This window comes from Arthrobacter sp. D1-17 (assembly GCF_054130535.1).
In genome coordinates, this window is sequence record NZ_CP096382.1 from 22,786 (window position 1) to 44,950 (window position 22,165).

The 22,165-nt window shown below is 62.1% G+C and carries 13 protein-coding genes and 1 pseudogene; 8 read left to right on the plus strand and 6 right to left on the minus strand.

The genetic code is table 11. From position 1 onward, the window contains the following. Positions 1–8 precede the first annotated feature (8 nt). The 5 genes from yidC (at position 9) to M1E01_RS00150 (ending at position 4,791) form a co-directional block, all read left to right on the plus strand. Complete coding sequence (gene yidC / locus M1E01_RS00130) at positions 9–983, plus strand: membrane protein insertase YidC (RefSeq protein ID WP_457973115.1); 975 nt, start codon at positions 9–11, stop codon at positions 981–983. Next, positions 983–1,561 (plus strand): Jag family protein, encoded by a 579-nt coding sequence (locus M1E01_RS00135; protein WP_457973116.1) that lies wholly within the window; start codon positions 983–985, stop codon positions 1,559–1,561. The genes yidC and M1E01_RS00135 overlap by 1 nt, the downstream gene beginning before the upstream one ends. A gap of 4 nt (positions 1,562–1,565) precedes the next feature. Then, a complete protein-coding gene (rsmG, locus tag M1E01_RS00140) occupies positions 1,566–2,216 on the plus strand; it encodes a 16S rRNA (guanine(527)-N(7))-methyltransferase RsmG (RefSeq protein WP_457973117.1) in 651 nt (216 codons plus the stop codon). A gap of 87 nt (positions 2,217–2,303) precedes the next feature. Next, positions 2,304–3,350: a ParA family protein gene (locus M1E01_RS00145; RefSeq protein WP_457973118.1), complete on the plus strand. Its 1,047-nt coding sequence runs from the start codon at positions 2,304–2,306 to the stop codon at positions 3,348–3,350. 67 nt (positions 3,351–3,417) lie between these two features. Further along, entirely contained in the window at positions 3,418–4,791 is a 1,374-nt protein-coding gene (locus M1E01_RS00150) for a ParB/RepB/Spo0J family partition protein (protein WP_457973119.1), read from the plus strand. Between the two features lie 642 nt (positions 4,792–5,433). On the opposite strand, the pseudogene M1E01_RS00155 reads toward M1E01_RS00150, so the two are convergent. The 6 genes and pseudogenes from M1E01_RS00155 to M1E01_RS00180 form a co-directional block, all read right to left on the minus strand. Beyond that, a pseudogene (locus M1E01_RS00155) lies at positions 5,434–6,421 on the minus strand (IS481 family transposase). Between the two features lie 6,505 nt (positions 6,422–12,926). Next, on the minus strand, positions 12,927–13,253 hold the full coding sequence (gene trxA, locus M1E01_RS00160; RefSeq protein ID WP_400478385.1) for a thioredoxin: 327 nt from the start codon (positions 13,251–13,253) through the stop codon (positions 12,927–12,929). A gap of 36 nt (positions 13,254–13,289) precedes the next feature. Then, complete coding sequence (trxB, locus tag M1E01_RS00165; protein WP_457973120.1) at positions 13,290–14,246, minus strand: thioredoxin-disulfide reductase; 957 nt, start codon at positions 14,244–14,246, stop codon at positions 13,290–13,292. Positions 14,247–14,402: 156 nt separating this feature from the next. Next, positions 14,403–16,226: an ABC transporter substrate-binding protein gene (locus tag M1E01_RS00170; protein WP_457973121.1), complete on the minus strand. Its 1,824-nt coding sequence runs from the start codon at positions 16,224–16,226 to the stop codon at positions 14,403–14,405. Between the two features lie 173 nt (positions 16,227–16,399). Further along, positions 16,400–18,505, minus strand: a complete 2,106-nt coding sequence (gene murJ / locus M1E01_RS00175) for a murein biosynthesis integral membrane protein MurJ (protein WP_457973122.1) — start codon at positions 18,503–18,505, stop codon at positions 16,400–16,402. A 68-nt stretch (positions 18,506–18,573) separates the two neighbouring features. Then, positions 18,574–19,074 carry an NUDIX hydrolase gene (locus M1E01_RS00180; protein WP_457975021.1) on the minus strand — a complete coding sequence of 167 codons (501 nt, stop codon included), beginning with the start codon at positions 19,072–19,074 and terminating at the stop codon, positions 18,574–18,576. 195 nt (positions 19,075–19,269) lie between these two features. Here M1E01_RS00180 and M1E01_RS00185 point away from each other — a divergent pair, with 195 nt between their 5' ends. From M1E01_RS00185 to M1E01_RS00195, 3 genes are all read left to right on the plus strand, one after another. Continuing rightward, positions 19,270–20,790, plus strand: a complete 1,521-nt coding sequence (locus M1E01_RS00185; RefSeq protein WP_457973123.1) for a CCA tRNA nucleotidyltransferase — start codon at positions 19,270–19,272, stop codon at positions 20,788–20,790. Next, positions 20,791–21,372: a histidine phosphatase family protein gene (locus M1E01_RS00190; protein WP_457973124.1), complete on the plus strand. Its 582-nt coding sequence runs from the start codon at positions 20,791–20,793 to the stop codon at positions 21,370–21,372. It abuts the gene before it with no gap. Positions 21,373–21,925: 553 nt separating this feature from the next. Beyond that, complete coding sequence (locus M1E01_RS00195; RefSeq protein ID WP_457973125.1) at positions 21,926–22,138, plus strand: hypothetical protein; 213 nt, start codon at positions 21,926–21,928, stop codon at positions 22,136–22,138. Positions 22,139–22,165: the final 27 nt, after the last annotated feature.

The window sequence follows — 22,165 nt, forward strand, 5'->3', positions numbered from 1 at the left end:
GATATCGTATGGACTTCTTTGAAACACTTATGTTTCCGTTCAAATGGCTTGTGTCCATCATCATGGTGGGCTTCCATGAGGGCCTGAGTGGCATCGGCCTGCCCGAGGCTTCCGGCTGGACGTGGACCCTGTCCATCATCGGTCTGGTGCTGGTCATCCGGGCAGCCCTCATTCCCGTCTTCGTCAAGCAGATCAAGGCCCAGCGCGGCATGCAGCTGCTGCAGCCTGACCTGAAAAAGCTTCAGGACAAGTACAAGGGCAAGACCGACCAGCTGTCCCGCCAAGCCATGGCGCAGGAACAGATGGCGATGTACAAGAAGCACGGCACTAATCCATTCTCGGCCTGCCTGCCCATGCTGATCCAGATGCCGTTCTTCTTCGCACTCTTTACGGTACTTTCCGGCATCAGCACCGCCCGGGACAGGGGCGAGGGTATCGGCGCTATGAGCCACGAGCAGGTGACCCAGTTCGACGAATCCACGATCTTCGGCGCCACGTTGTCTGCCTCGCTCCTGCATGGCGGCGAGGGCAACCTCACTGCCGTCTGGATCCTCTCGATCATCATGATCCTGGCGATGACCGCGTCGCAGTTCATCACGCAGAAACAGATTATGGCCAAGAACATGTCAGAAGAGGCCATGGCCAGCCCCTTCATGCGCCAGCAGAAGATGATGCTCTACATCCTGCCGATCGTCTTCGGCGTTGGCGGCATCAACTTTCCCATTGGTGTCCTGATCTACTGGACCACCACCAACCTGTGGACCATGGGCCAGCAGTTCTTCGTCATCCGCCGCATGCCGACGCCGGGTTCCCCTGCCGCCAAGGCCCTCGCTGAGCGCCGTGCCGCCAAAGGGCTTCCGGCCCTGCCGGTTCTGGGCGGCAAGAAGGTCGACGCCGAGGCTGAGGCAGCTGCAGCCGCTGCGGTAGCGCAGGCCAAGAGCCAGCGCATCCAGCCACAACGCAAGAACAGGAAGAAGAAGTAATGTCTGTCGAAAGCTCAGAGCAAGCCCTTTCCGCCGAAACCGGCGATGACCAGTCTGCCGATGCCCAGGACCATGGCGGGTCGGCCGCAGCCACTGACAAGAGCAGCACGGTAAGCCGTCTCGAGGAAGAGGGCGACGTCGCTGCGGACTATCTCGAAGAGCTGCTCGACATCGCCGATATCGACGGCGACATTGACATCGAGGTGCGCAACGGCCGGACCTATATCTCCATCGTTACCGAGGAAGAGTCCGCCGGACTGGATAGCCTCGTCGGCCGTGACGGTGAAGTGCTTGAAGCGCTGCAGGAACTGACCCGGCTATCCGTGCTGTCGGCGACGGAAAACCGCTCCCGTCTTGTGCTGGATATCAACGGGTACCGCAAGGAGCGTGCTGGCCACCTGCAGAAGATCGCAGAGGACGCAGTAGCCACCGCGAAGGAAACCGGCGAGGCTGTCGCCCTGGAGCCGATGAGCGCCTACGAACGCAAGATTGTTCACGATGCCGTCGCCGACCTGGGATTCGTCAGTGAATCCGAGGGTGAGGGCGCGGGACGCCACATCGTCGTTTCTGCTGACTGACCCCATGGTTGAAATCACGGCTGCTGAGCGCCAGGCTGCGGAGAAGATTTTCGGTGAGCGTCTGGGCTTGGCGGAACGGTATGTAGAGCACCTTGCCACCTCCGGAATGGAGCGCGGCCTCATCGGTCCGCGGGAGATACCCCGGCTCTGGAGCCGGCACGTGCTGAACTGCGCTGTCATTGAGAGTGAAATTGCGCAGGGTAGCCATGTTGCCGACGTCGGAAGCGGTGCGGGGCTGCCCGGGCTGTGTCTCGCCATTGCCCGTCCGGATCTGGAACTGACACTTATTGACCCCTTGGAGCGCCGGGTGATCTGGCTTCAGGAGGTTGTCGATGACCTGGGGTTGGACAACGTCACCGTCATGCGCACCCGGGCGGAGCTCGCTGTCGGCCTCGTGAAGGCTGATGTTGTCACCGCCCGTGCTGTCTCAGCCCTGACCAATCTGGCAGGACTGACCATTCCCCTCCTTGACGGAGAAGGCGAAGTCGTGGCCATCAAGGGCAGGAGTGCTGCGGAGGAAATCGAGAAGGCCGCGAAGGCGATCCGTAAGCTTGGCGGTGTCCAGACCTCCGTTGTGACGGTCGGCCAGGATCTGCTCGAAGAACCCACCACAGTAGTTCGCATCGTTGTGAAGAAGTCCCAAAAGATCGCCTAGTACAGGCCCGGCTGCCACAGGTCCTGAGGGCGAAGCGGTTAGGCTAGAGAGCGGCAGCAAGAGCCGAACGAGAGTGAGAGTGTCCCAGTGACCAGTAGCGAAACCTCCACACAGCGGATCCCCCCGTTCGTGTCATTGGGGTCGGCACGCGCCGTTGCTGCACCGTCCGTCGCTACGACCTCCGGCCAACTGAATGTGGTTGGCGTCAAGGCGAGCGGGACCAAAGTTTCACGTGAAACGTCCAACGTGCTGGACACCTTGGACGACTCCAGCCCCATCGCCAGGGAGTTGGCGCACGAGAACAAGCGCCGGGAAAAGCTCCTGGGCCGCACCCTCCCGAAGCCGGAGAAAACCCGGGTCTTCACCGTCTCCAACCAGAAGGGCGGGGTGGGAAAGACCACCACCACCGTCAACATTGCAGCGGCCCTGGCAGCAGCCGGCCTGAACGTCCTGGTCATTGATATCGACCCCCAGGGCAACGCTTCCACTGCCCTGGGCATTGAGCACCACGCGGAGGTCGACAGCATCTACGACGTCCTCATCAATGACGTTCCGCTCGAGGATGTCGTTGCTCCCTGCCCTGACATCAACAACCTCATCTGCGCCCCGGCAACGATTCATTTGGCTGGCGCCGAAATTGAGCTGGTATCGCTCGTCGCCCGGGAGCAGCGGCTCCGCCGTGCCATCGACGTCTATGCGAAGGTTCGCGAGAAGAAGGGCGAAGCCCAGCTAGACTACATCTTCATCGACTGCCCGCCGAGCCTCGGGCTGCTGACCGTCAACGCATTCTGCGCCGCGGGTGAGGTCCTGATTCCGATTCAGTGCGAGTACTACGCACTGGAGGGACTGAGTCAGCTCCTCAAGAACATTGAGATGATACAGAAGCACCTCAACGCCGACCTTGTGGTCTCAACGATCCTGCTCACCATGTACGACGGCCGCACCAACCTCGCCGCCCAGGTGGCAGCAGAAGTTCGCCAGCATTTCCCTGACCAAGTACTCAGTGCGGTTGTCCCGCGCTCCGTCAGGATCTCTGAGGCGCCGAGTTACCAGCAGACTGTCATGACCTACGACCCGTCCTCCAGCGGTGCACTTTCCTACCTGGAAGCCGCAGCCGAAATCGCTGAGCGTTAGAATTTTCCAAACACTGCAACAGCCGGAGCCCGGTATCACCGGGTTCTTCCAATGGAGGGATTCATCCATGAGCGATAAGCGACGCGGGCTCGGCCGCGGTCTTGGCGCACTCATTCCAAGTTCCGCCGCAGCCAGCTCTTCCGGCAACGGAGCTGCGCCGTCACGCCCAGTGGATCTTTTCTTTCCGGAATCCCGTAAGCTAGCCAGCCCTGAAGGTCCTGCCTCAGAGGCTTCGGTGGATCAGTCCACCCGGACCGGCAGCGTCCCGTCTCCTGAAAATGTCGAAGCCGCCGACTCCGCTTCCGCCGGTCCGGCCCGTAGCAAGGATGTTTCTGCCGGTGCCGCCGGAAAGGCTCCTGCAAAATCTTCCGCTGGACTCTCTGCCGGCACGAAGACCGGCGCCAAGACCGATAGGCCTGGTGGCGAAGGAGCGGATGCTCATTCCGGAGAAGCCGAAGAGTCAGCCACTGCCACTGCGGGCACAGCCACTGATTTGTATGCGGCGCCGGACTCTGCCGGCTCAGCGAATGACACTTCGGCTTCAGCCGATGGTTCCGCACCCGGCCGTCGTTCGCCGGCAGGGCGGCGCTCCGCTGCGGCCGAAGATGTCGAACTCGTCGACGTTCCGGGCGCTCGTTTCGCGGAAATCCCCGTGACTGACATTCACCCGAACCGCAAGCAGCCCCGCAGCGTCTTCGACGAAGACGACATGGCGGAGCTGATCCACTCGGTTCGCGAAATCGGCGTCCTCCAGCCAATTGTGGTGCGCGCATCAACCGAAGAAGGTGGAGAACCTTACGAGCTGGTGATGGGTGAACGCCGCTGGCGGGCAGTCCAGGCCGCTGGTCTGGCTACCATCCCTGCAATCGTCCGCGATACAACGGATGACGACCTTCTCCGGGACGCGCTGCTGGAAAACCTGCACCGTAGCCAGCTCAATCCTTTGGAAGAGGCTGCCGCCTACCAGCAGCTCTTGGAGGATTTCGGAACCACGCACGAACAGTTGGCCGACCGGATTGGCCGGTCCCGTCCCCAGGTGTCGAACACGCTCCGCCTGCTCAAACTGCCTCCCTTGGTGCAAAGGCGGGTCGCCGCTAACGTCCTTTCAGCAGGTCACGCCCGTGCCCTCCTTTCACTGCCCGATGCGGCTGCCATGGAACGGCTCGCGCAGCGGATCGTCGCGGAGGGCATGTCAGTTCGGGCCACCGAGGAAGCGGTGACCCTACACCGGGAGCCTGCCGCCCAGTCTAAAAACAACATTCCTCGCCCCGGTGCCCGGCATGAGCGTCTGGACTACCTCGCCTCGTCGCTCTCCGACCGCTTGGATACAAACGTGAAGATCTCCCTAGGTGCCCGCAAGGGACGGGTGAGCATTGAGTTCGCCAGCGTTGAAGACCTCAACCGGATTATGGACGTATTGGCGCCTGGTTCAGACAACTGAATATCAGACGTTATCTCGTCGGGCCCGTTTCACGTGAAACGGGCCCTTCTTCGTGTACAGCCAGCTTTGCACTGAGCCGCCGCATTCCTAGTTCACTCTGATCACTTTCCCGTCGCTGTACCCCTGCAACGTACAGTCGCCTGAGGTTGGAATAGGACGCGCCCGGGACAGAACGCATCTCTGGGAGCCGCACAGGCCTTGCTCCCCTGTGCATACAAGTACGCAACAGCATTTTTCGGCAGACGATGCAGCAGGTTGATCGGCACGGTGAAGGTCCAACGCGCTCAGGGTAGTCCCGATCCTGATGGTGGCTGCCACTCTGGCGTAATGCTGCCCTTAGGCATGCTGACGACGTAGGCGCACAGCATGTGCTGCGGAGATGCTCATGACCATGTTGAAGGCGGCCTCTCAGCCTTGGGAACGGGTAGCTGCTGTGGAGATGCTAAAACCTACGCGCGGACGGAACAGAACGTGCGGGTGACAAGAATGTTCCAAGAATCTGCCAGTTCGAGGAATGCGGTGAATTAGCGCCGCTCCACTATGCGGGAAGGAACGCCTGCGGGACTTCGGTACCCGCCTGGCACCGTAGCTGGCACGCGCCGCTACCAGGCCTCGGCGAACCGAGACGAGCGATTAAACTTGCTAGGCGTCCTGCCCGGGCAGGTTGGTTAACCGGCTGATCGGCGGTTGGCCTCCGATTGCGGTGTGGGGCCTGTGGTGATTGTAGTTGTGCAGCCAGGTGGGGAGGGCATTCCTTCGGGCTGATTCTGTGGCGTAGAAGCGTTGGAAGGCCCATCCGTCGGCGAGGGTGCGGTGGAACCGCTCGATTTTGCCGTTGGTCTGTGGCCGATAGGGGCGGGTTTTCTTGGCCTTGATATTCAGTTCCCGGCAGGCATCCCGCCAGGGGTGGGATTTGTAGGCGGATCCGTTGTCGGAGAGGACCCTTTCAACGGTGACTCCGAGGACGGCGAGCCAGGACACGGCCCTTTTCAGGACGGCTACTGCGGTGGCCGCGGTTTCGTCGCCGTGGATCTCGGCGTGGGCGACCCGGGAATGGTCGTCAATGACCGTGTGCACGTAGGCCGTGCCGATGACCGGATGGCTGCGGCTGCCGGTTCTGGCTGGTGTCGTTGCACGGTTCCGGTGGCCCAGTTGTTTGCCGACGTAGCGCCAGCCACCCCGTTGGGGATGTTGCCGAGCTTCTTCACATCGACATGGATCATCGCCCCGGGCCTGTCGTGCTCGTACCGGCGGATGACTTCCCCGGTGCGTTTGTCCACGTGGTGCAGGCGGTTCAGTCGGCACCGGACCAGGACCGCATGCACGGTCGAGGCGGCATGGCCAGCTTCGCTCCGATCGCGACCGGTCCCAGCCGTTGCTTCCAGCGAAGGTGCACGACCTTGCGGACGAGCCGCTGCGGAGTCCGGTTCGCGACCCGGTGCGGGCGAGAGGACCTGTCGGACATGCCCGCCTGCCCCATCGCGGCGTACCGCTCGGCCCAGCGTTTGGCCGTGGGCCAGGAGCAGTTGAACTGCTCGGCAGCCCGGGACACCGGCCAGCCGTAGTCCACGACCAGACGCGCGACGCGCAAACGTTGGCGTGGAGTCAAAGCGGCATTAGCGTGGGACATGAGGACCTCCTGGTCGCTACAGCGGTTGTCTAGCAACTCCACTGTGCAACCGGAGGTCCTCACCTTTGGGTCAACGGCTCCCGCGAGTCCTCGCATTCACCCAACCAACGTCCTTGGGCAGTACAGCTAGGCGTCCGAAAGCCCGTTGGGGCGTGTTTCAAGCAGTGGACCATGCTTCCCGAGGGAGTTCGCTTCGTTTCACGTGAAACACGCGGCCCGGCGATTGCCCGCAGAGGGCTTGAGATATTCGTCGATGCCGCCGTCCAGGAACTTTCCGTTGCGCGCACACACTTGCTGGCCGCTAGCAGCACCGGGATTCGGGAAGCGCTGGTCGGTGCTGCCTGAAAGCACCTCAGACGAGAATCATCGCTGCCTTCTGGTCTTCGACTTTAGCTGCAACGAGCCCGAACGTTCCCAGTCCTGCATATGAGCTGGGCGGAGAACCTGTAGCAGTGCTGGCGTCTGAACAGCGACGAGATCATCAGTGGACGGACGGGACCGCGACGTAAAGCCCTGTCTTCGTAATGTGGGTCCGGTGTTGCCGTTGCAGGGCGCAAAGTAGAAATTGCCCCGTCTCATTCCTCAGGTCCTCTCCCTGCCTCCCTATCCCCCGAATTTGAGCGCGGTCTGGGATACGACGCGTACCGTGATCGGGGGATTTTGTCCGTCTCAGCGGCTGGCATCGGGATTGCGAACCCGCAACGCCTTCAATGATCCGTGTCGTTCGGGGATCAGGATGCGGACCAAAGGTTGAGAGCGACCGGGAAGCGAAACCCGCGAAATACGTTCCGAGATACGAGCCGCATCTGCTGTAGCGCAGCGGGTGTTCGTGTTGCACGTGAAACGTGTTCTATTAGAGGGGCTTCGCTCCGACAGTTACCTGAGGATGTGTTCAGAAGGAATACGGGCTCGGGTCTCCATCCACAGTGTTGCAGCCCTCGAGGTTGTAGGGTGACTGCTAGCAGGGCAGGTGTCCTACCCCACCAGCCCGAGAAACGTAAGAGGCTCACGGGCGCATTGGCGCTAGGCGACCAGTCAACTGGTGCGTAGCCCTTCAGGCTGGGGCTTCCGAGGATGCTTCGGTGGTGGGGCTGCCTCGTTTCACGGGAAACGTCGCCTGCGGCTGCATGGAAACGAGGACAGCAGGCGTGGCCAAGGGGAATCTGGGAAGCACCGATCACCTTTTGTGCGGATGTGTCATCAGGGAGGTTTGGTCCGGTCCCTCGACACCCCTGTCGGCGCGCGATGATGGTGAATTCATGAACACCGGATCGAATTTCGGAAGGGGTGTCGCTCGCGGCCGGCATGACTTTCCAGGTGCTTCGAGGGCGGTAGCCAAGCCTTTCATTCGTTTCCGTAGGTCACAGTCGATCGCTGATTCCTGTGGTGACCGCCATCCAGCTAATTCCTAGGGCGGCTCCTTCCCCTGATGCGGAACATCCCTGCCGCTGTGGCCGACTCGTCCACCGGCCTAGGCTCTACATGTGGTGCCGTCGCCCAAAGCGCACTGCAAGCATCGGCAACTGTGACCGGTGGCCGGCTGCCTCTCCGTGCATATGCGTGTTTTCTCCTGGCCCCGGAGGCGTCACACGGGTCCGAGGGACTCTCCGGGGCATCCCTTACCCTATGCGTAGCGGAGGAACCGGTAACTAATCAGAGGGCGAAACGGCTGGTAGGCGGATGTTGGGTCAGTCCATCTGCGCCCCAGCCACGTCGCCTCGGGTGCAGATGGAGGCTGTCCCCCGCAGTCCCGTGATGACTGCAGTGTGCGTTTCATCTCGGTGAATCTCTTCCTCAATGGCGTCCCTGAATGACGGTGGCGGGTCGCCGTGCACGGCAATGGGCTGGGATATGAGTGTTCGGCTATTTGCAGTTTGACTGGCAGGCGCTCGTCCTTACGTATTCGGGACTTTGGTACAGATCAAAACCCGTAGCTGCGGACGGATCCAGACTTGCTTTCCTGTGGATAGTGTGCGGCGGTGCCAGTGGATAAGCCTGTGGATAACTGTGGGGATAAGTCCGCGCGCTTGCGCATGCGGCCCCCACGGAGAGGCAGCGGATGTTCCCCTGCACCACGGAGGCGCGCGGCCTTCCGGCAGTGAAGACTCGAAGCCGACGTTTCACGTGAAACGGTAGAGCGACAAACCCCGCTGCCGCTGGTGATATTCAGGTCCAAATGCTGCGGTTTTAAGCCCGCGTTGTTTGCGAAATGCAGGGGAAGAACCGCCACGGGGCCTGGAGCCAACCAGCTGGAGCCATGTCACGGCAGCAATAGCGGTTCCGGGCAGGCCACCCCCGGCTCGAGGCTGCGCCCGCGGCGGGATCGGGCGAGGCGGAGTTTTACCCACAGGTGCTGTGGAAAAGCCTGTGGATTGAGCTGTGGATAAGGGTGTGAATAATCTCATTGCCGGCCCAGCTAGCGAGGCGCTCATCTGAGGCCGCGTCTCCCCGGACTGTCTGTTTTGTAGACGCTTGCCGTGCCATGAGCGGCTCTGGAAGGCGCTCATAGTCCACAGGTCAGCTCCTTTCGGCTATGGCCTCCCCTTCAGCCCGTAATGCTGTCGGCGGGCGAAAGACCCTACTCCGTGACCGGCATAGGCCGTTCGTGGTCGAAGTGCAGCGACCGCATGCATGCTAGGCAGCAACCGGTTCTGCACACACAAGCTGGCGGTTTGGCATGCTGCGCTCCCGTGCGCGGCGGACCCAGCCCTAGACACTGCCTGATGCCGACGCCCTGGGTTTTTCCGCCCATTGACTCCAGGTCGTGCGCTTGGAACTTCCTCTAGTCTGATGAAGCGCGTCCTGGGCACGTCTGTTTGCCACATTTCTGCACCTATTCTTATCTACTGCATCACGGGCATGAGTCGCGAGCGTGATGCCCTCGTGCCCTGCCGCCGGGCCCGAGAGATCGGGGGCTCCAACGGCGTCCCTGAAGTGATGCTCCTCTCGCTGGCTCGGCAGTTTCAGGGACGTGGACAGTTGCGGGGAAAGTATCAACCGTACGGCTGGTTCTCGTGGGTCATCGCACTCGATGACGATTGGAGCGGCGCCGCGTGGCGGGTGGTTGCAATCAGGCGACGGCGCGTTAGCGGGGGGCAGCTCCTCAGTGCATACTCCTCCGCCAAGCAACAGACACTACTGGCCGCAGCTCGTCGGGAGGGCGGCGCCGTTGTTTCACGTGAAACAGCGGCGTCGGCTGGCGCCGGCTGTCAGCGACGTGAACCAACCAACGAGCGGCCGTAGTGCCCACTGATTCCGCTTCAGCAAGAGCTCATCCTTGGAGTTGGAAGTGGCGTCTGACTGTTAGTCATGCCCACGCCGGTCCGCGAAACACTGCAGCCGCTTGCTGGGGCGACAACACACCAGCCAATGATGGCAGCAAATTGCGTGATCGAGCCAAGGTCAAATTCAGGCCGCTAGCAGCAGATCGCATACTAATGAACCCAGTCGGCCACTGGCTGCCGAGCCGAGCCTTCCTCAAGGGGGTACACCAGAGGCGAGTCGAACCGCGCTGCCGAATGCTCATGCACTACTGGAAGTTCCTCTCTCTGCCATGGCTACCGGCTAGCACCTTCTAGTTGTTCGCCATCATTCCGGTCTGGCCTCAATGCGCCGCGAGGAGACGCAGAGAGACGGGGCGAGTCAAATTGGCTGGTCGCTCTGGCACGGATGCACCCACAGTCCCTCCGTTAGCTCCTGGTCCTTAAGCTCAAGCAGAATGAGAACGACGGCTCCTTTAGGAACCTACCTAAATGCTGGTGCTCAGTCAGGAATACCCATCTGCCTGATGTGGATCGTGCCCATGCATGCGTGACGCCCATGAGGAGTATTCGGGGGTGCCAGGATTAGGGAAGCTACAGCCGCCGGCTTGCATAGAACGTAGTCGTTCACTCCTCCGACGCGTCGACTGTGGAAGGACTGCTAAGCCAGATAAGGCGGAAGCTGAAGGAGCCGGCCCGGTTGGGAACTCACTCCCGTCGGTGCCAGTCAGTCGTCGTCGCCTGATGGCGCGCGTGTGCGACGCGGAGGGACTTTCTTACACCGTCGCATTCAACCTCAAGCCTCGGGCATCTCTCCAGACCTCCCCGAAGCCGTATCGCGTTTTCTCGTCCACAAGCACCCGAACGTTTCACGTGAAACGCACGAATTCATCCAGGGTTGCTACTAACCACCCAGGCGGCGATGACTCTTCGAGGCGCGACCGGAAGCCAAGATAGCCGTTGTGTCTGCAAAGCAGGCTGTCTGCTGGAAGCGCGCGGTGCAGGGGGTAGCGGGACTGCTGAGCGGCATCCGAAACTGCTTGACTCCCTTCTTACGGCCAGCAGGCGGGTGGTGGAGAAATAATGAACGCTACCGCCTCATCTGCTGGCGCAGCGAACCCCCCACTGGATAAGGACATCTGCTCTTCGCTACGCTCGACCGGCTCCATCAAACCTACGGGAGGAAATCCCACTCCCGCGGTTAGACGTATCACTACAGGACTGCACCTGCGCGGCTGGACTCCTTCAATGGCGGGGATGTGGTGATGCTACAACTGTGTCGGTCCGCCTAACTCGGGTTGGCCAGTCGCTTCTACTGCAGACCTGCCAGGGCGACACGATGCGACAGGTCCGGGCGCCGTCAAGCCTTCTTCTGTGCGGGCTTTGCTGGCTTCGAACTCAGCCGGTGTATCGCTCCACTATGCACTCCCGGATCCTGGCCCGGATCGTTCCCGAGACGAGCCACTCGGCGGATCAAGGCCTTGGCTGGGCCACAACCTATTTGAGGTGAGCCGCGTGGGCGGTCGGCGTGAATCGCATAGCTGCGACGCCTGGTGTGGTGCTTAGCGGAAAGAATCTCGTGTGACGCCTGTTTCTGGCACCTCCTGGCAGACGTCGTCCGTGTTTGCCTTTGAAGTTGGCATCAAGTTGTCGAACGTGATTCTCCTCGTATACTTGGGGCACCAGCGGGAAGCTCCCCTTCGGGCTTACCGCGCCGGCGCTTCATCGGGTGAGCTGCTCGCTTGGACAGGACACTCTGGTTGTAGTTGTGACTCCATGCTCTCGACCAGTCCTCGGCTAGCGTGGCGGTATACACGATGTTGTCTTCCGTCAATGTTTCACGTGAAACAAGGTAGGGCGACGGTGTACCCTCGACCGCGCACTGTCGGCGCTGCCCGACGGTGTGGCGGCGCCTCCGTGGTAGCGGCGTCGCAAGTATTGTCAGGATGTCGGCGCGAAGGACATAGCCTCTGTTGAGGCACCACAGGGGTGTTGGGAAGCACTATAGGGTCGCTCGAGCGCTGCGCACTCGAGCCGCCCTGGCCCCGGTACACCGGCAGTTGTCGCTGGTCGGGCCCCCTTGAGCGCCTCCCGGGATTTGCGCGCGCCAGGTGGAGCGGGAGTGTCAGAGCTCCCTATCCATACCCGGTGGCAAGAAAGCCATGCGATGACAATCGCGGTTTTCAGACGCAGTTGAGGCCTGCCCGAATTGCCTAGGCAGGGGTAAGAGGGCTAGACCGACTCTCCAAGCGTGTCCCGACCCTGACTCGAAGGGACGGACCTCGTCCGAGAGCGGCATCAGCATTCATCACCAGCGCAAAGCCTGTCCGGCCGCCGGGGACCTGCGGTGCGCGTTCACCGCCCCGGTACCAGCCGGATATCACGTACGCCTTGTGCTGCGGGCGGGTGGCGTGGGGATAAGTTTCACGTGAAACAGGATCGCCGCGTTGCAGGAACTCATCGGGACGGGCACATCGCCGCTTCCGCTCGTGACTCCCGAGTGACGGCATTTGCAGTGAGTGTATTCGCAGTGACTACACCCCCAGAGACTGCAGTGACTACACCCCAGAGACTATGATCCCCACCGAACTGCGTCTTCCGGTTCATCGATCGAGCACTCCAGGCGCCCCTAGGGCGCAAGCCGGGATGACCCTCGTCGGGCAACCACACCACTCGACAGGAGTGGCATCAGAGACTTGTCCTCTGTAGGGCCCGTATCGGCAATCTTCGCTCATGGATCGACGGTCGGAGCAATCTGCCATGGACTCACGCACTAGCGAGATTACCTCCGCACAGTGAAGAGCCTGGCAGGAAGGCACCACTCTACAGTGCATCTGGCAGGCAGGTTGCAGCACGTTCTGAGAACTCAGCCAGCGGGTTGCTCCCAGAGAAAATACGCCGCTAAGTAGCACCAGTAAAGTTGCTTACCGTCAAGCGGGCCGGCAAAGCTGAAGCCTGCAGCTCTGCCGCTGCGCAGCACACCGCGGAAGCAAGGAGCGGCGCGAAATGTCAAGAACTGCCCGGCTCCTCCGCGGCGGGCAGACACGCGGCGGGCAGACACAGGTACAGCAATGCGCCGCCCAGTTGTTCTCTTGATGATCCTGTAAACCGGTTGAGCACCGTGTGTGCGCAAGCAATCACGGCAGTAGACGAAAGTGGCCACCACTTCCCTGGAGCGATGGCCACTGAACTGTCGACGGACAGAGTCGACTGACTAAATTCCTGACCGGACAGCTTTTCGTTTGTTAGGACAGGACGTCGGCGAATTCTTTTTCGAAGAACTGCTTCGGCTTGGCACCGATGACTGTGCTCTTCACCTCGCCGCCCTGGAACAGGTAAACCGCTGGGATGGAGGTGATGCCGTACTCAGCTGCAATGGAGGGGTTATCGTCCACGTTCACCTTCACGACCTCCACCTTCTCGCTGTACTCCACTGAGATCTCATCCAAGATAGGACCGAGCTTGCGGCACGGGCCGCACCATTCAGCCCAGAAGTCGACGATTACCGGCTTGTCCGCGGCGAGCACGTCGGTGCTGAAACTGGCGTCTGTTACGTCTTTAGCGTTGCTCATAACCCTTGTCTTTCTCTTCGAATGGTGGGGCGTCGGTCAGGCGTGCTGTCCGGCGAGGTAGTGCTCGACATCAATTGCAGCGACACAGCCGGAACCTGATGCCGTGATGGCCTGACGATACGTCGGGTCTACGACATCGCCGGCTGCGAAAACTCCCTTGATGCTAGTCCGAGAGCTGCGTCCCTCCACGGCGATGGTCCCGGCGTCAGTGATGTCGAGGGTATCCTTGACCAGCTCAGTACGGGGATCATTGCCGATAGCGACAAAGACGCCGGTGACGGGGAGTTCGGACTCTGAGCCGTCCAGCAGGTTCTTCAGCTTCAAACCGGTGACCTTGTTCTGGCCCAGCACATCTTCCACCGCCGTGTTCCAGATGAAGCTGATCTTCTCGTGCGCCTGCGCGCGGTCACCCATGATCTTGGAAGCCTTCAAGGTGTCGCGCCGGTGGACGACGGTGACGGACTTGGCGAACTTGGTGAGGAACAGGGCCTCTTCCATCGCAGAATCCCCGCCGCCGATGACGGCGATGTCCTGGTCCTTGAAAAAGAAGCCGTCGCAGGTTGCACACCAGCTGACACCATGACCCGAGAGCCGCTTTTCGTTGGCCAGGCCAAGCTCGCGGTAGGCCGAACCGGTGGAGAGGATAATGGCTCGGGCCCGAAAGGTCTCCCCCGTGGCGATCGTGACAGTCTTAATGTCACCCTCGAAATCCACTGCGGTAACGTCTTCGAACTGGATTTCCGTGCCGAAACGCACGGCCTGCTTTTCGAAGTTCTCCATCAGGTCCGGACCCATGATGCCCTCAGGGAAGCCGGGGTAGTTTTCGACGTCAGTGGTGTTCATCAATTCGCCGCCGGCGGTTACCGAACCTGCCAGGAGCAGCGGCTTCAGGTTGGCCCGTGCCGTATAAACCGCTGCCGTGTACCCTGCCGGACCGGAGCCGACGATGATGACATCACGTACGTCTGACGCGGTGCTTTCTGCGTTGCTCACTGAACGGTGAACCTCTTCCCTAGTCGATGAACCGGCTTGCGGCCGGCCACATGGCACAACTGATTGACAGTGCCGAATATTCCAGATGCTGTGGGGTGCGGGTACGGCCACCCCTGCACGCACGTGCCAGGCGCCCCCCGGTCGCGCGCGACTGCCCTACTGAACCTTGATTTCCGCCAAGCGCAGGCCGAAGCCATAGCGGGTCTTCGGGGCCGCGAGCCTTGGCAGGTTCTTGATGGAGACGATCACGTATTCGGCCGTGACAGGCTCAGCAAGCGGCATGGTGAGGTCGGGCGAGGTGAAGCTGTTGGTGCCCACCGGCTTGGCGCCATCGAGGGACGGCTGGTCGTTAGTGAACACGCTGATGTTTCCTCCGGATGCACCCAGCTGGTTGAGGGTGATCGAGGAGATCTTGGACGGTTCCTTGAGCTTGACGACAAGCGGAACGCCCTCCGGAGCCAAACCACCCCAGTTATCCGTCGCGAACTCCATGTCCGACCAGTAGCTGGCGCCGTTGCCGTCGAAAGTCTTGGCGAGATCGTTGTCGTAGTTGGAGGCGAAGTCGAAGGCCCCGATGCGCGTGACACCCTCCACCGCCGGCGGTCCGGCCGCCGCTGTTGTGCTTGGGCTCGGCGACGGCGTTCCTGCCGGGGTTTCGGGGGCAGAGGCCGTTGCGGGGGCATCCTGAGTACCCTGCGACTGCGGTGCCGTCCTGAACAGGCTGCCCAGGTTGGTCACGGCAAAGATCAGGCCGACCACCAGTACCGCGGCGAGCAGTCCGCCGACCAGCCACCGCATTGAACGAGGTTCAGTACGGCGCTCGTCATCATCGTCGGTGTAGTCATGGCCAGCCGCGGTGGCAGCACCGCCAGTGCGGGCAGCCGCCGGGAAACTGCCGGAACGCCTCTCTGGGTGACCGTGCCCGCCGTTCTGGGTGTACTGGTCCTCCGTGTATTCGTCCTCAGGCGCGTAGCCATAGTCGTCCTGCGACCACAGCGAGACCTTGGGCTGCTCGGGGCCTTTTCCGGGGCCCGTGCCGCCGGGGTGATTGGAAGCACCGGTGGAATCGCCGGAACGGTTAGCTTCACGGTGAAGGAGCGCCTGTTCAACGTTCTCGCGCTGCACCGGCTGCGGAGCCGTGTTTTCTGGAACAGCGGTGTTGTCGCGGTCACCGGTGTGCTCAGGAGCGCCTGTGCGCTGCCGTCCCTGGTTAGCCGCGGAGAGTCCTGCGGCGGCCGCAGCTGTACCCGCTGCTGCACCGGCCGCACCTGCGCCGGAGGACGAAGATGCACCTGCGGCCGAAGCACCAGGGCGCACAGACGGAAGAGGCGGCACGACCGGCGCCCTGCGGACGGGGGCACTTGCAGCCTTGCCACCGGCCGTCGGCGCCCGTCCGGGGGTAACAGCTCCAGAAGCAGTCACGTCGTCATCGGCACCCTGTCCGCGGCCATCTGCGGTCCGCTCAGCACCGGGTTGCCCTGCTGTGGCGTGGGCGTGGCCGGGAACTGCCGCCGGGTAAGGGCTGCCATGACTCCGATGTCCGTTGCCGTAGTCAATATAGCCTGCGTCTACTTCTTCTTCATCGTCGTAGATTTCCGGCTCATGGGAACGGGGCTGGCCAAAGATCTCGCTGCCCAGGGTGTCGGTAAAGAACGGCTCGACGTAGGGAGGATTCGACGCGACCACGAGGTCCAGCAGGTCCGCCGCGGACGTGTGATTGGTGATGAGGTACGTGGTGGAGTCGCTAACGCCAAGATCGAGGATCTGCACACTGCCTGGGCGTTCTCCCGTAGCCACCTCCCGGGCACTCTGTGCAACCTGGTCCGCGTTGTGCGGACCTGCAACGAGGATGCTGACAGGCCGGTTCAGCACCTGATCCACACCATCCAGCACCAGATCCTGGTCATGCGAGGTCAGTACGGTGGCCGTGACCTTGTAGCGGCCGCCGAGTACTGATCCGACATCGATCGGGTGGGACACGTGTTCCTCCTAGGCTGTCCGGGAGTTGTGCGGGTTTGGGGTCCCGGGCCGCGGCAAGACCTCCGGCACGCCGGCTAATCCCTGACCCACAACTACCCTTGTTCTCCTTCGATCCTATCCGATGGTGAACAACGGCCGCGTGATACGGGACGGGAGGGGCCCCGGCAGGTGTCTCACTTTTTCCTCTTGCGACCCGTCCTGAAGTACGGGTTTTGTCCGGGCTTGCCCTGGAAGGTCCGCCGCCCCGGCAGCGGGATTTCGTCCCCAAGCGTGCCTCCCCGTGCACTCCCGGGCACCTCTTCCTCCGGCAAGTATTTCATCGGGCCCCGGCCATCGGTCTCTTCCCGCTCGGGCAGCGCCGCCGGACCTGCCCGGAAGGAGGCTGAGTCGAATTCGCCTGAGATCCGGGGAATCAAACCGGTGTCCATGGAGACGGTGGCGCGTTCCGCCGTCGGACGCCCCGGGGAAGCCGGAGCAGAATCCGGACCGGAAGCCGAAGCTGCACCGCGTGAATCCCCGCCGGATGCGGCAGCGGGTGCGGCAGTGCCTCGGTGTAGCCGTCCGAGCAGCGGCCGGAGGAGGTCCTGCAGCTCGGTGACCCGGAACAGCTTGAGGAGCAGCAGGTAGACGGCCAGCATGACAGGGCCGACGACGACGACGGTGACCAGCGCTGTCAGTCGGTTAGTCCAGACAAAGCCGACCGGGCTGTAGTTTCCGAGCAGCCACAGTGCGCCGGCGCCGGCTATAGCCGACCCGAGCGCGGCATATCCCATCCGGATGTACGCGTTGGCAATCCGTGGCCCGTCGAGGTGTCCCAGGAGGCGGCGCAGGAAGAATGCGCTGACGATCACCGAGAGGATGTTTCCGCCGGTGTAGAGGATGGCGATGGCGAAAATGATCTGGTTGATCGGAAGGAACTGGATAAAAAAGGCCGCAACGACGTTCACCAGCGCTAGAACCAGCTGGATGTAGAACGGTGTCCGGGCATCCTCATTAGCGTAAAACACCCGCGACATCATGAAGTTGGCGCTCATGAAGGGTGTGCTGAGCGCCAGGATGGTCAGTGTCTGGGCCAGCATGACGCCGTCCGTTCGGAGGCCGCCGGAGAAGAACATGCCGAGCGGTCCGGCCAGGGCGAAGAGGGCCAGGGCACCGAAGACGGTGGCTACGGCCATGGTCCGCAGGCCCTGGGAGAGGGCATTGCGCAGCTCGTCCCGGTTTCCGTCCTGCGAGGCGCGGGTCATGCGGTTGAACAGCACCGTGGCGAGTGAGAGCGCGATGATCGAGTGCGGCAGCAGGTATAGCTGGCTGGCCACCTCAAGCACCGCGTTACCGGGCAGCAGTGCCGCGGCGTCGAGATTACCCGCCTTCTGGAGACGGAGCCGCTCCGCACCCGGGATGGTGGCGATGCGCATCACGTACAGGAAGGCCAGCTGCCCGACGGCGGCAGTCAGGAGCGTCCAGACGCTCAGCTTTGCTGCGTGGCCCAGTCCCACTCCACGCCAGCCGAAGCGTGGCCGCAGACCCAGCTTCAGGCGGAAAACGGGGATGAGCAGGATGGCGGTCTGGGCGATGACGCCGAGGGTGGAGAAACCCGCCACAAGGAACGTCTGGGTGTCGCCCCAGTTGTCCAGCGTGTGCGGGTTGGCAACGTTGGCACCAAAAAGCCAGATGAACATGCCCAGGCCGAGTATGGCCACGATGTTGTTCAGGATGGGTGCCCACATGGCCGGACCGAAGGCTCCGTTGGCATTGAGGACCTGTGTGAGAAGCGCATAGAGGCCGTAGAAGAAGATCTGCGGAAGGCACCAGAACGCGAAGGTGACGGCAAGCGCCTTCTGCTGGGGCGAATAGCCCTGTGTTGTCAGCTCAATGACGAGCGGTGCCAGCAGCGTCACCAGCAATGTCAGCGACAGCAGCACGAGCACGGCCAGGGTGAGGAGCCGGCTGATGTAGTCCGCTCCCCTGTCTGGCGCCTTGCTTGCCTTGATGATCTGCGGCACCAGCACGGCGTTGAAGACGCCGCCGGCTACGAGCAGGAAGATCAGGTTGGGAAGGTTGTTGGCGTTGATGAAGGTGTCATTGACTGTGGACCCCAGGCCCAGGGCTGCGCCCAGCATCCAGGTCTTGCCGAAGCCCAGAATGCGCGACACGAGCGTTCCGGCAGCCATGATGGCGCTGGACCGGGCCTCGCCGGGCTGGGCACCGGCCGCACCGCCGCCGGGGGTGCCGTCCGCGGAAGGTCCGGGCTGCTCAGGTGAGGAATTGGTTGCTGACATCGACTTCATCGTCTCACCCGGCCGGGCATATTGCGGTAACCCGTGGCAATGACCGGACGCGAAGAATCCTAGAGGTGTTCGGGCAGTACTTCGCGGGCCAGGTCCGCAATGCGGCGCTCATTCGGAAAGGAGAGTTTCCGGGCGAGTTCGTGAATGGGTACCCAAGCGACATCCACCGCTTCCTTGTCAGGATCGTTTTCGATGGTGAGCTCTCCCCCTGTTGCGCGCAGCAGGTAGTGGTGCACCGTCTTGTGGACCCGGTGGCCGCTCACCGTGAACCAGTAGTCGATGCTGCCCAGCGGGGCCAGAATCCTGCCGTCAATTCCAGTCTCTTCGGCGATCTCACGGACGGCGGCCTGCTCGTTGTTCTCCCGCCCCTCCGGGTGGCCCTTCGGCAGGCACCATTCCAGACGGCCGCCCCTATTAAGGCGGGCAATGATCGCAACCCTCAGTTCGTCGTCTGACGTGTCCACCACGACGCCGCCGGCGGAGATTTCCTCAACCGTGGGCAGGGACGCCGGTGCCGAGTGCGGTGCAGGCGCGACATGAGCACCGATTGCCGACGGCAACGGTGGGTTTGTCCTCCTGCCGGGGGCGCTCGGTACTGGGTGGGCCATGCAGTCCACTCTAACGACTCTTGTCCCGTGATGATGACTGGAACATGGCTTGAAGGTGGACGGCGTGTGACGGCGATTCTGCCGGAGGCCCGGGGTTCAGCATGATTGGTGCTCTTGGGCTTGGTTTTCTGACAAGCTTAAGTAACTATGGCGCACGCACATCAAAAGACTGATCTCCACACCGTCGATTTCCAGGTGGACCCGGTGGTCCTGGAGCTCGGCCAGCGCTTCGTGGACGCGGGGCATGAGCTGTCGCTCGTCGGCGGACCGGTCCGTGACCTCTTTCTCGGCCGCATCTCTCCGGACCTCGATTTCACCACCGACGCCACTCCGGACCAGACGGTGGCCCTGATCAAGAAATGGGCCGACAATTTTTGGGAGATCGGGCGCGCTTTCGGAACGATCGGGATGCGCAAGGCCGGTTTTCAAATCGAAATCACCACCTACCGCGCCGAGGCCTATGACCCGGAATCCCGCAAGCCCGTGGTGGCTTTCGGAACCTCGCTGACGGATGATCTGCTGCGCCGCGACTTCACCATTAACGCCATGGCCCTGCGGCTTCCCACCATGGAGCTGGTTGATCCCTTCGGCGGCGTCCGCGACCTCCACGCGTCCGTGCTGGCCACGCCGGGAGCGCCAGAGGCTTCCTTCTCCGATGACCCCCTGCGCATGATGCGTGCCGCCCGCTTTGCGTCCCAGCTCGGTGTGTCCGTCCGTGACGACGTCCGGCTCGCGATGACCCAGATGGCCGAGCGGATCACCATCATCTCTTCCGAGCGCGTGCGCGACGAACTCGTGAAACTCATCTGCGGCCGCCACCCCCGCGTGGGTGTGAATCTGCTCGTGGACACCGGCCTGGCCGAATTCGTGCTGCCCGAAGTCTCCGCGCTCCGCCTTGAAGCCGATGAACACCACCGCCATAAGGACGTGTACCAGCACTCCCTCCAGGTTTTGGAGCAGGCCGCTGCCTTGGAGACGGACGACGACGGCGCCGTGCCGGGTCCCGATTTCGTGCTGCGATTCGCGGCACTGATGCACGACATCGGCAAACCGGCGACGCGCCGTTTCGAACCGGGCGGCGCGGTCAGCTTTCGCCACCACGACATGGTGGGAGCCAAACTCACGGCTAAGCGCATGCGGACTCTTCGCTTCGACAACGACACGATCAAGGCAGTGGCCCGCCTGGTTGAGCTCCATATGCGCTTTTACGGCTACGGTGACGCCGGATGGACTGATTCCGCCGTGCGCCGGTACATCACCGATGCAGGACCGCAGCTGGAGCGTCTTCACCGGCTGACACGGTCTGACGTCACTACACGCAACCAGCGCAAGGCTGAACGGCTGGCCTTCGCCTATGACGACCTCGAGGCCAGGATCGCGGCCCTGCGCGAGCAGGAGTCGTTGGACGCAGTGCGCCCGGACCTTAACGGCGCGCAGATTATGGCTCTGCTGGGGCTCAAGCCCGGTCCGGTGGTGGGCAGGGCCTACAAGTTCCTGCTGGAGGAGCGGATGGAAAACGGTCCGTTGGAGCCGGCGGATGCAGAGGACAAGCTGCGCGCTTGGTGGGCGAAACAGCCCGAATCCGCCTTACCAGAACTGCAGCCGCCGGCGACCGGCCCCGCATCGCCTGCCACCGCCGTCGAACCGTCCCAATCCGAGGAGTCCTAAGTGAATTCCGTCCACATCGCACGTCCCCAGCTTTGGATTTTGCGGCACGGTGAGACTGAGTGGTCCAAGAGCGGCCAGTACACGGGGCTGACCGACCTTCCGCTGACGGTTGAGGGAGAGCAGCAGGCGGTGGAGGCCCGCAAGGTCCTGGAGGGCGTGGACTTTGATCTGGTGCTGACGTCCCCGCTCCGCCGGGCCCGGCGGACCGCCGAACTGGCCGGCTTCCCTGACGCAGTCCACGAACCGCTGGCCGTCGAATGGGACTACGGCGATTACGAGGGCATCAGCTCTGATCTGATCCGCAAGGACAACCCGGACTACCTGATCTGGACTCACGGGGTTCCCAACGGTGAGGCCCTGCAGGATGTGGCCGCGCGGGCGGACAAGATCGTGGGGCGCGTCCTTGAGTCGGGGCTGGACAACGTTCTGATCGTGGCGCACGGGCATTTCTCGCGCATCCTCACGGCGCGGTGGCTGGAACTCCCTCCGGAAGAAGGCCGGCACTTCATCCTCGGCACCGCAAAAGTTTGCACGCTGGGCTGGGATAAGAGGACCCCCGCCATTCTCCGCTGGGGCCTCTAGGAAGATTCTTCTGAAATACCCGGAATTATTTTCCTGCAATAGTAGCCAGCCATGGCATGCCGGGTGTATTTTTATTTTCGACCCTCCGACCATCTGCGGGGGTTCAAGCGCCCGTGGTCCGGCCAGTTAGCCGGAACAATGCATGAGTGGAAGAGGAGGTTGGGACAATGATTACTTTGATTACCGGATGGAAGATGGCAATCGCCGCGTTCCCGGCTTCCGTCGCCGGCCTGCACCCTCTTCGCGGCCGCAGCGCTTCCTGATGTCCGGCCCGCGCCTGTTGGCGGGGGTCAGCGGGACAGCGGTTTAGCAGGACCTTCGCAACGCTGATCCTGCCACTTGAACGCATCCACAGCCGCTTTTGCGGGACGGGGACCGTCCTCCTGCGGCTGCGAAGCGCTCCTTTTGCTGCACCTGCTTTGAGAATTATTTCTGGTCTCTTGGCTGTGCCGCATTCCTATTCCCATTGCCGTGTTCCCGCGCGGATTACGCGGTTCTTCGCTTTGTGTCTTTTTCGTGTTTATTTGCGATTTCCCAGAGGGATCTATTTGTCATGCCCGAATTCCGCAAGAACCGTCTGTCCGAATCCAGCAATATCATTCCTCGCCAGAAGGAGGTGAATGCAATGCTCCGTTACCTTGTGACGCTCCTCTCCAGCCTCAGTTTCGGTCACCGGCCCGAGCAGCAGTTCAATGGCCAGTTGCTGGACGAGAACCGGGAAGATGTCTATGCCCTGATGCAGCAGCAGATGAGCAGCCTGCGCTGAATGGTCCAGCATCTTGGGTCATCCGAT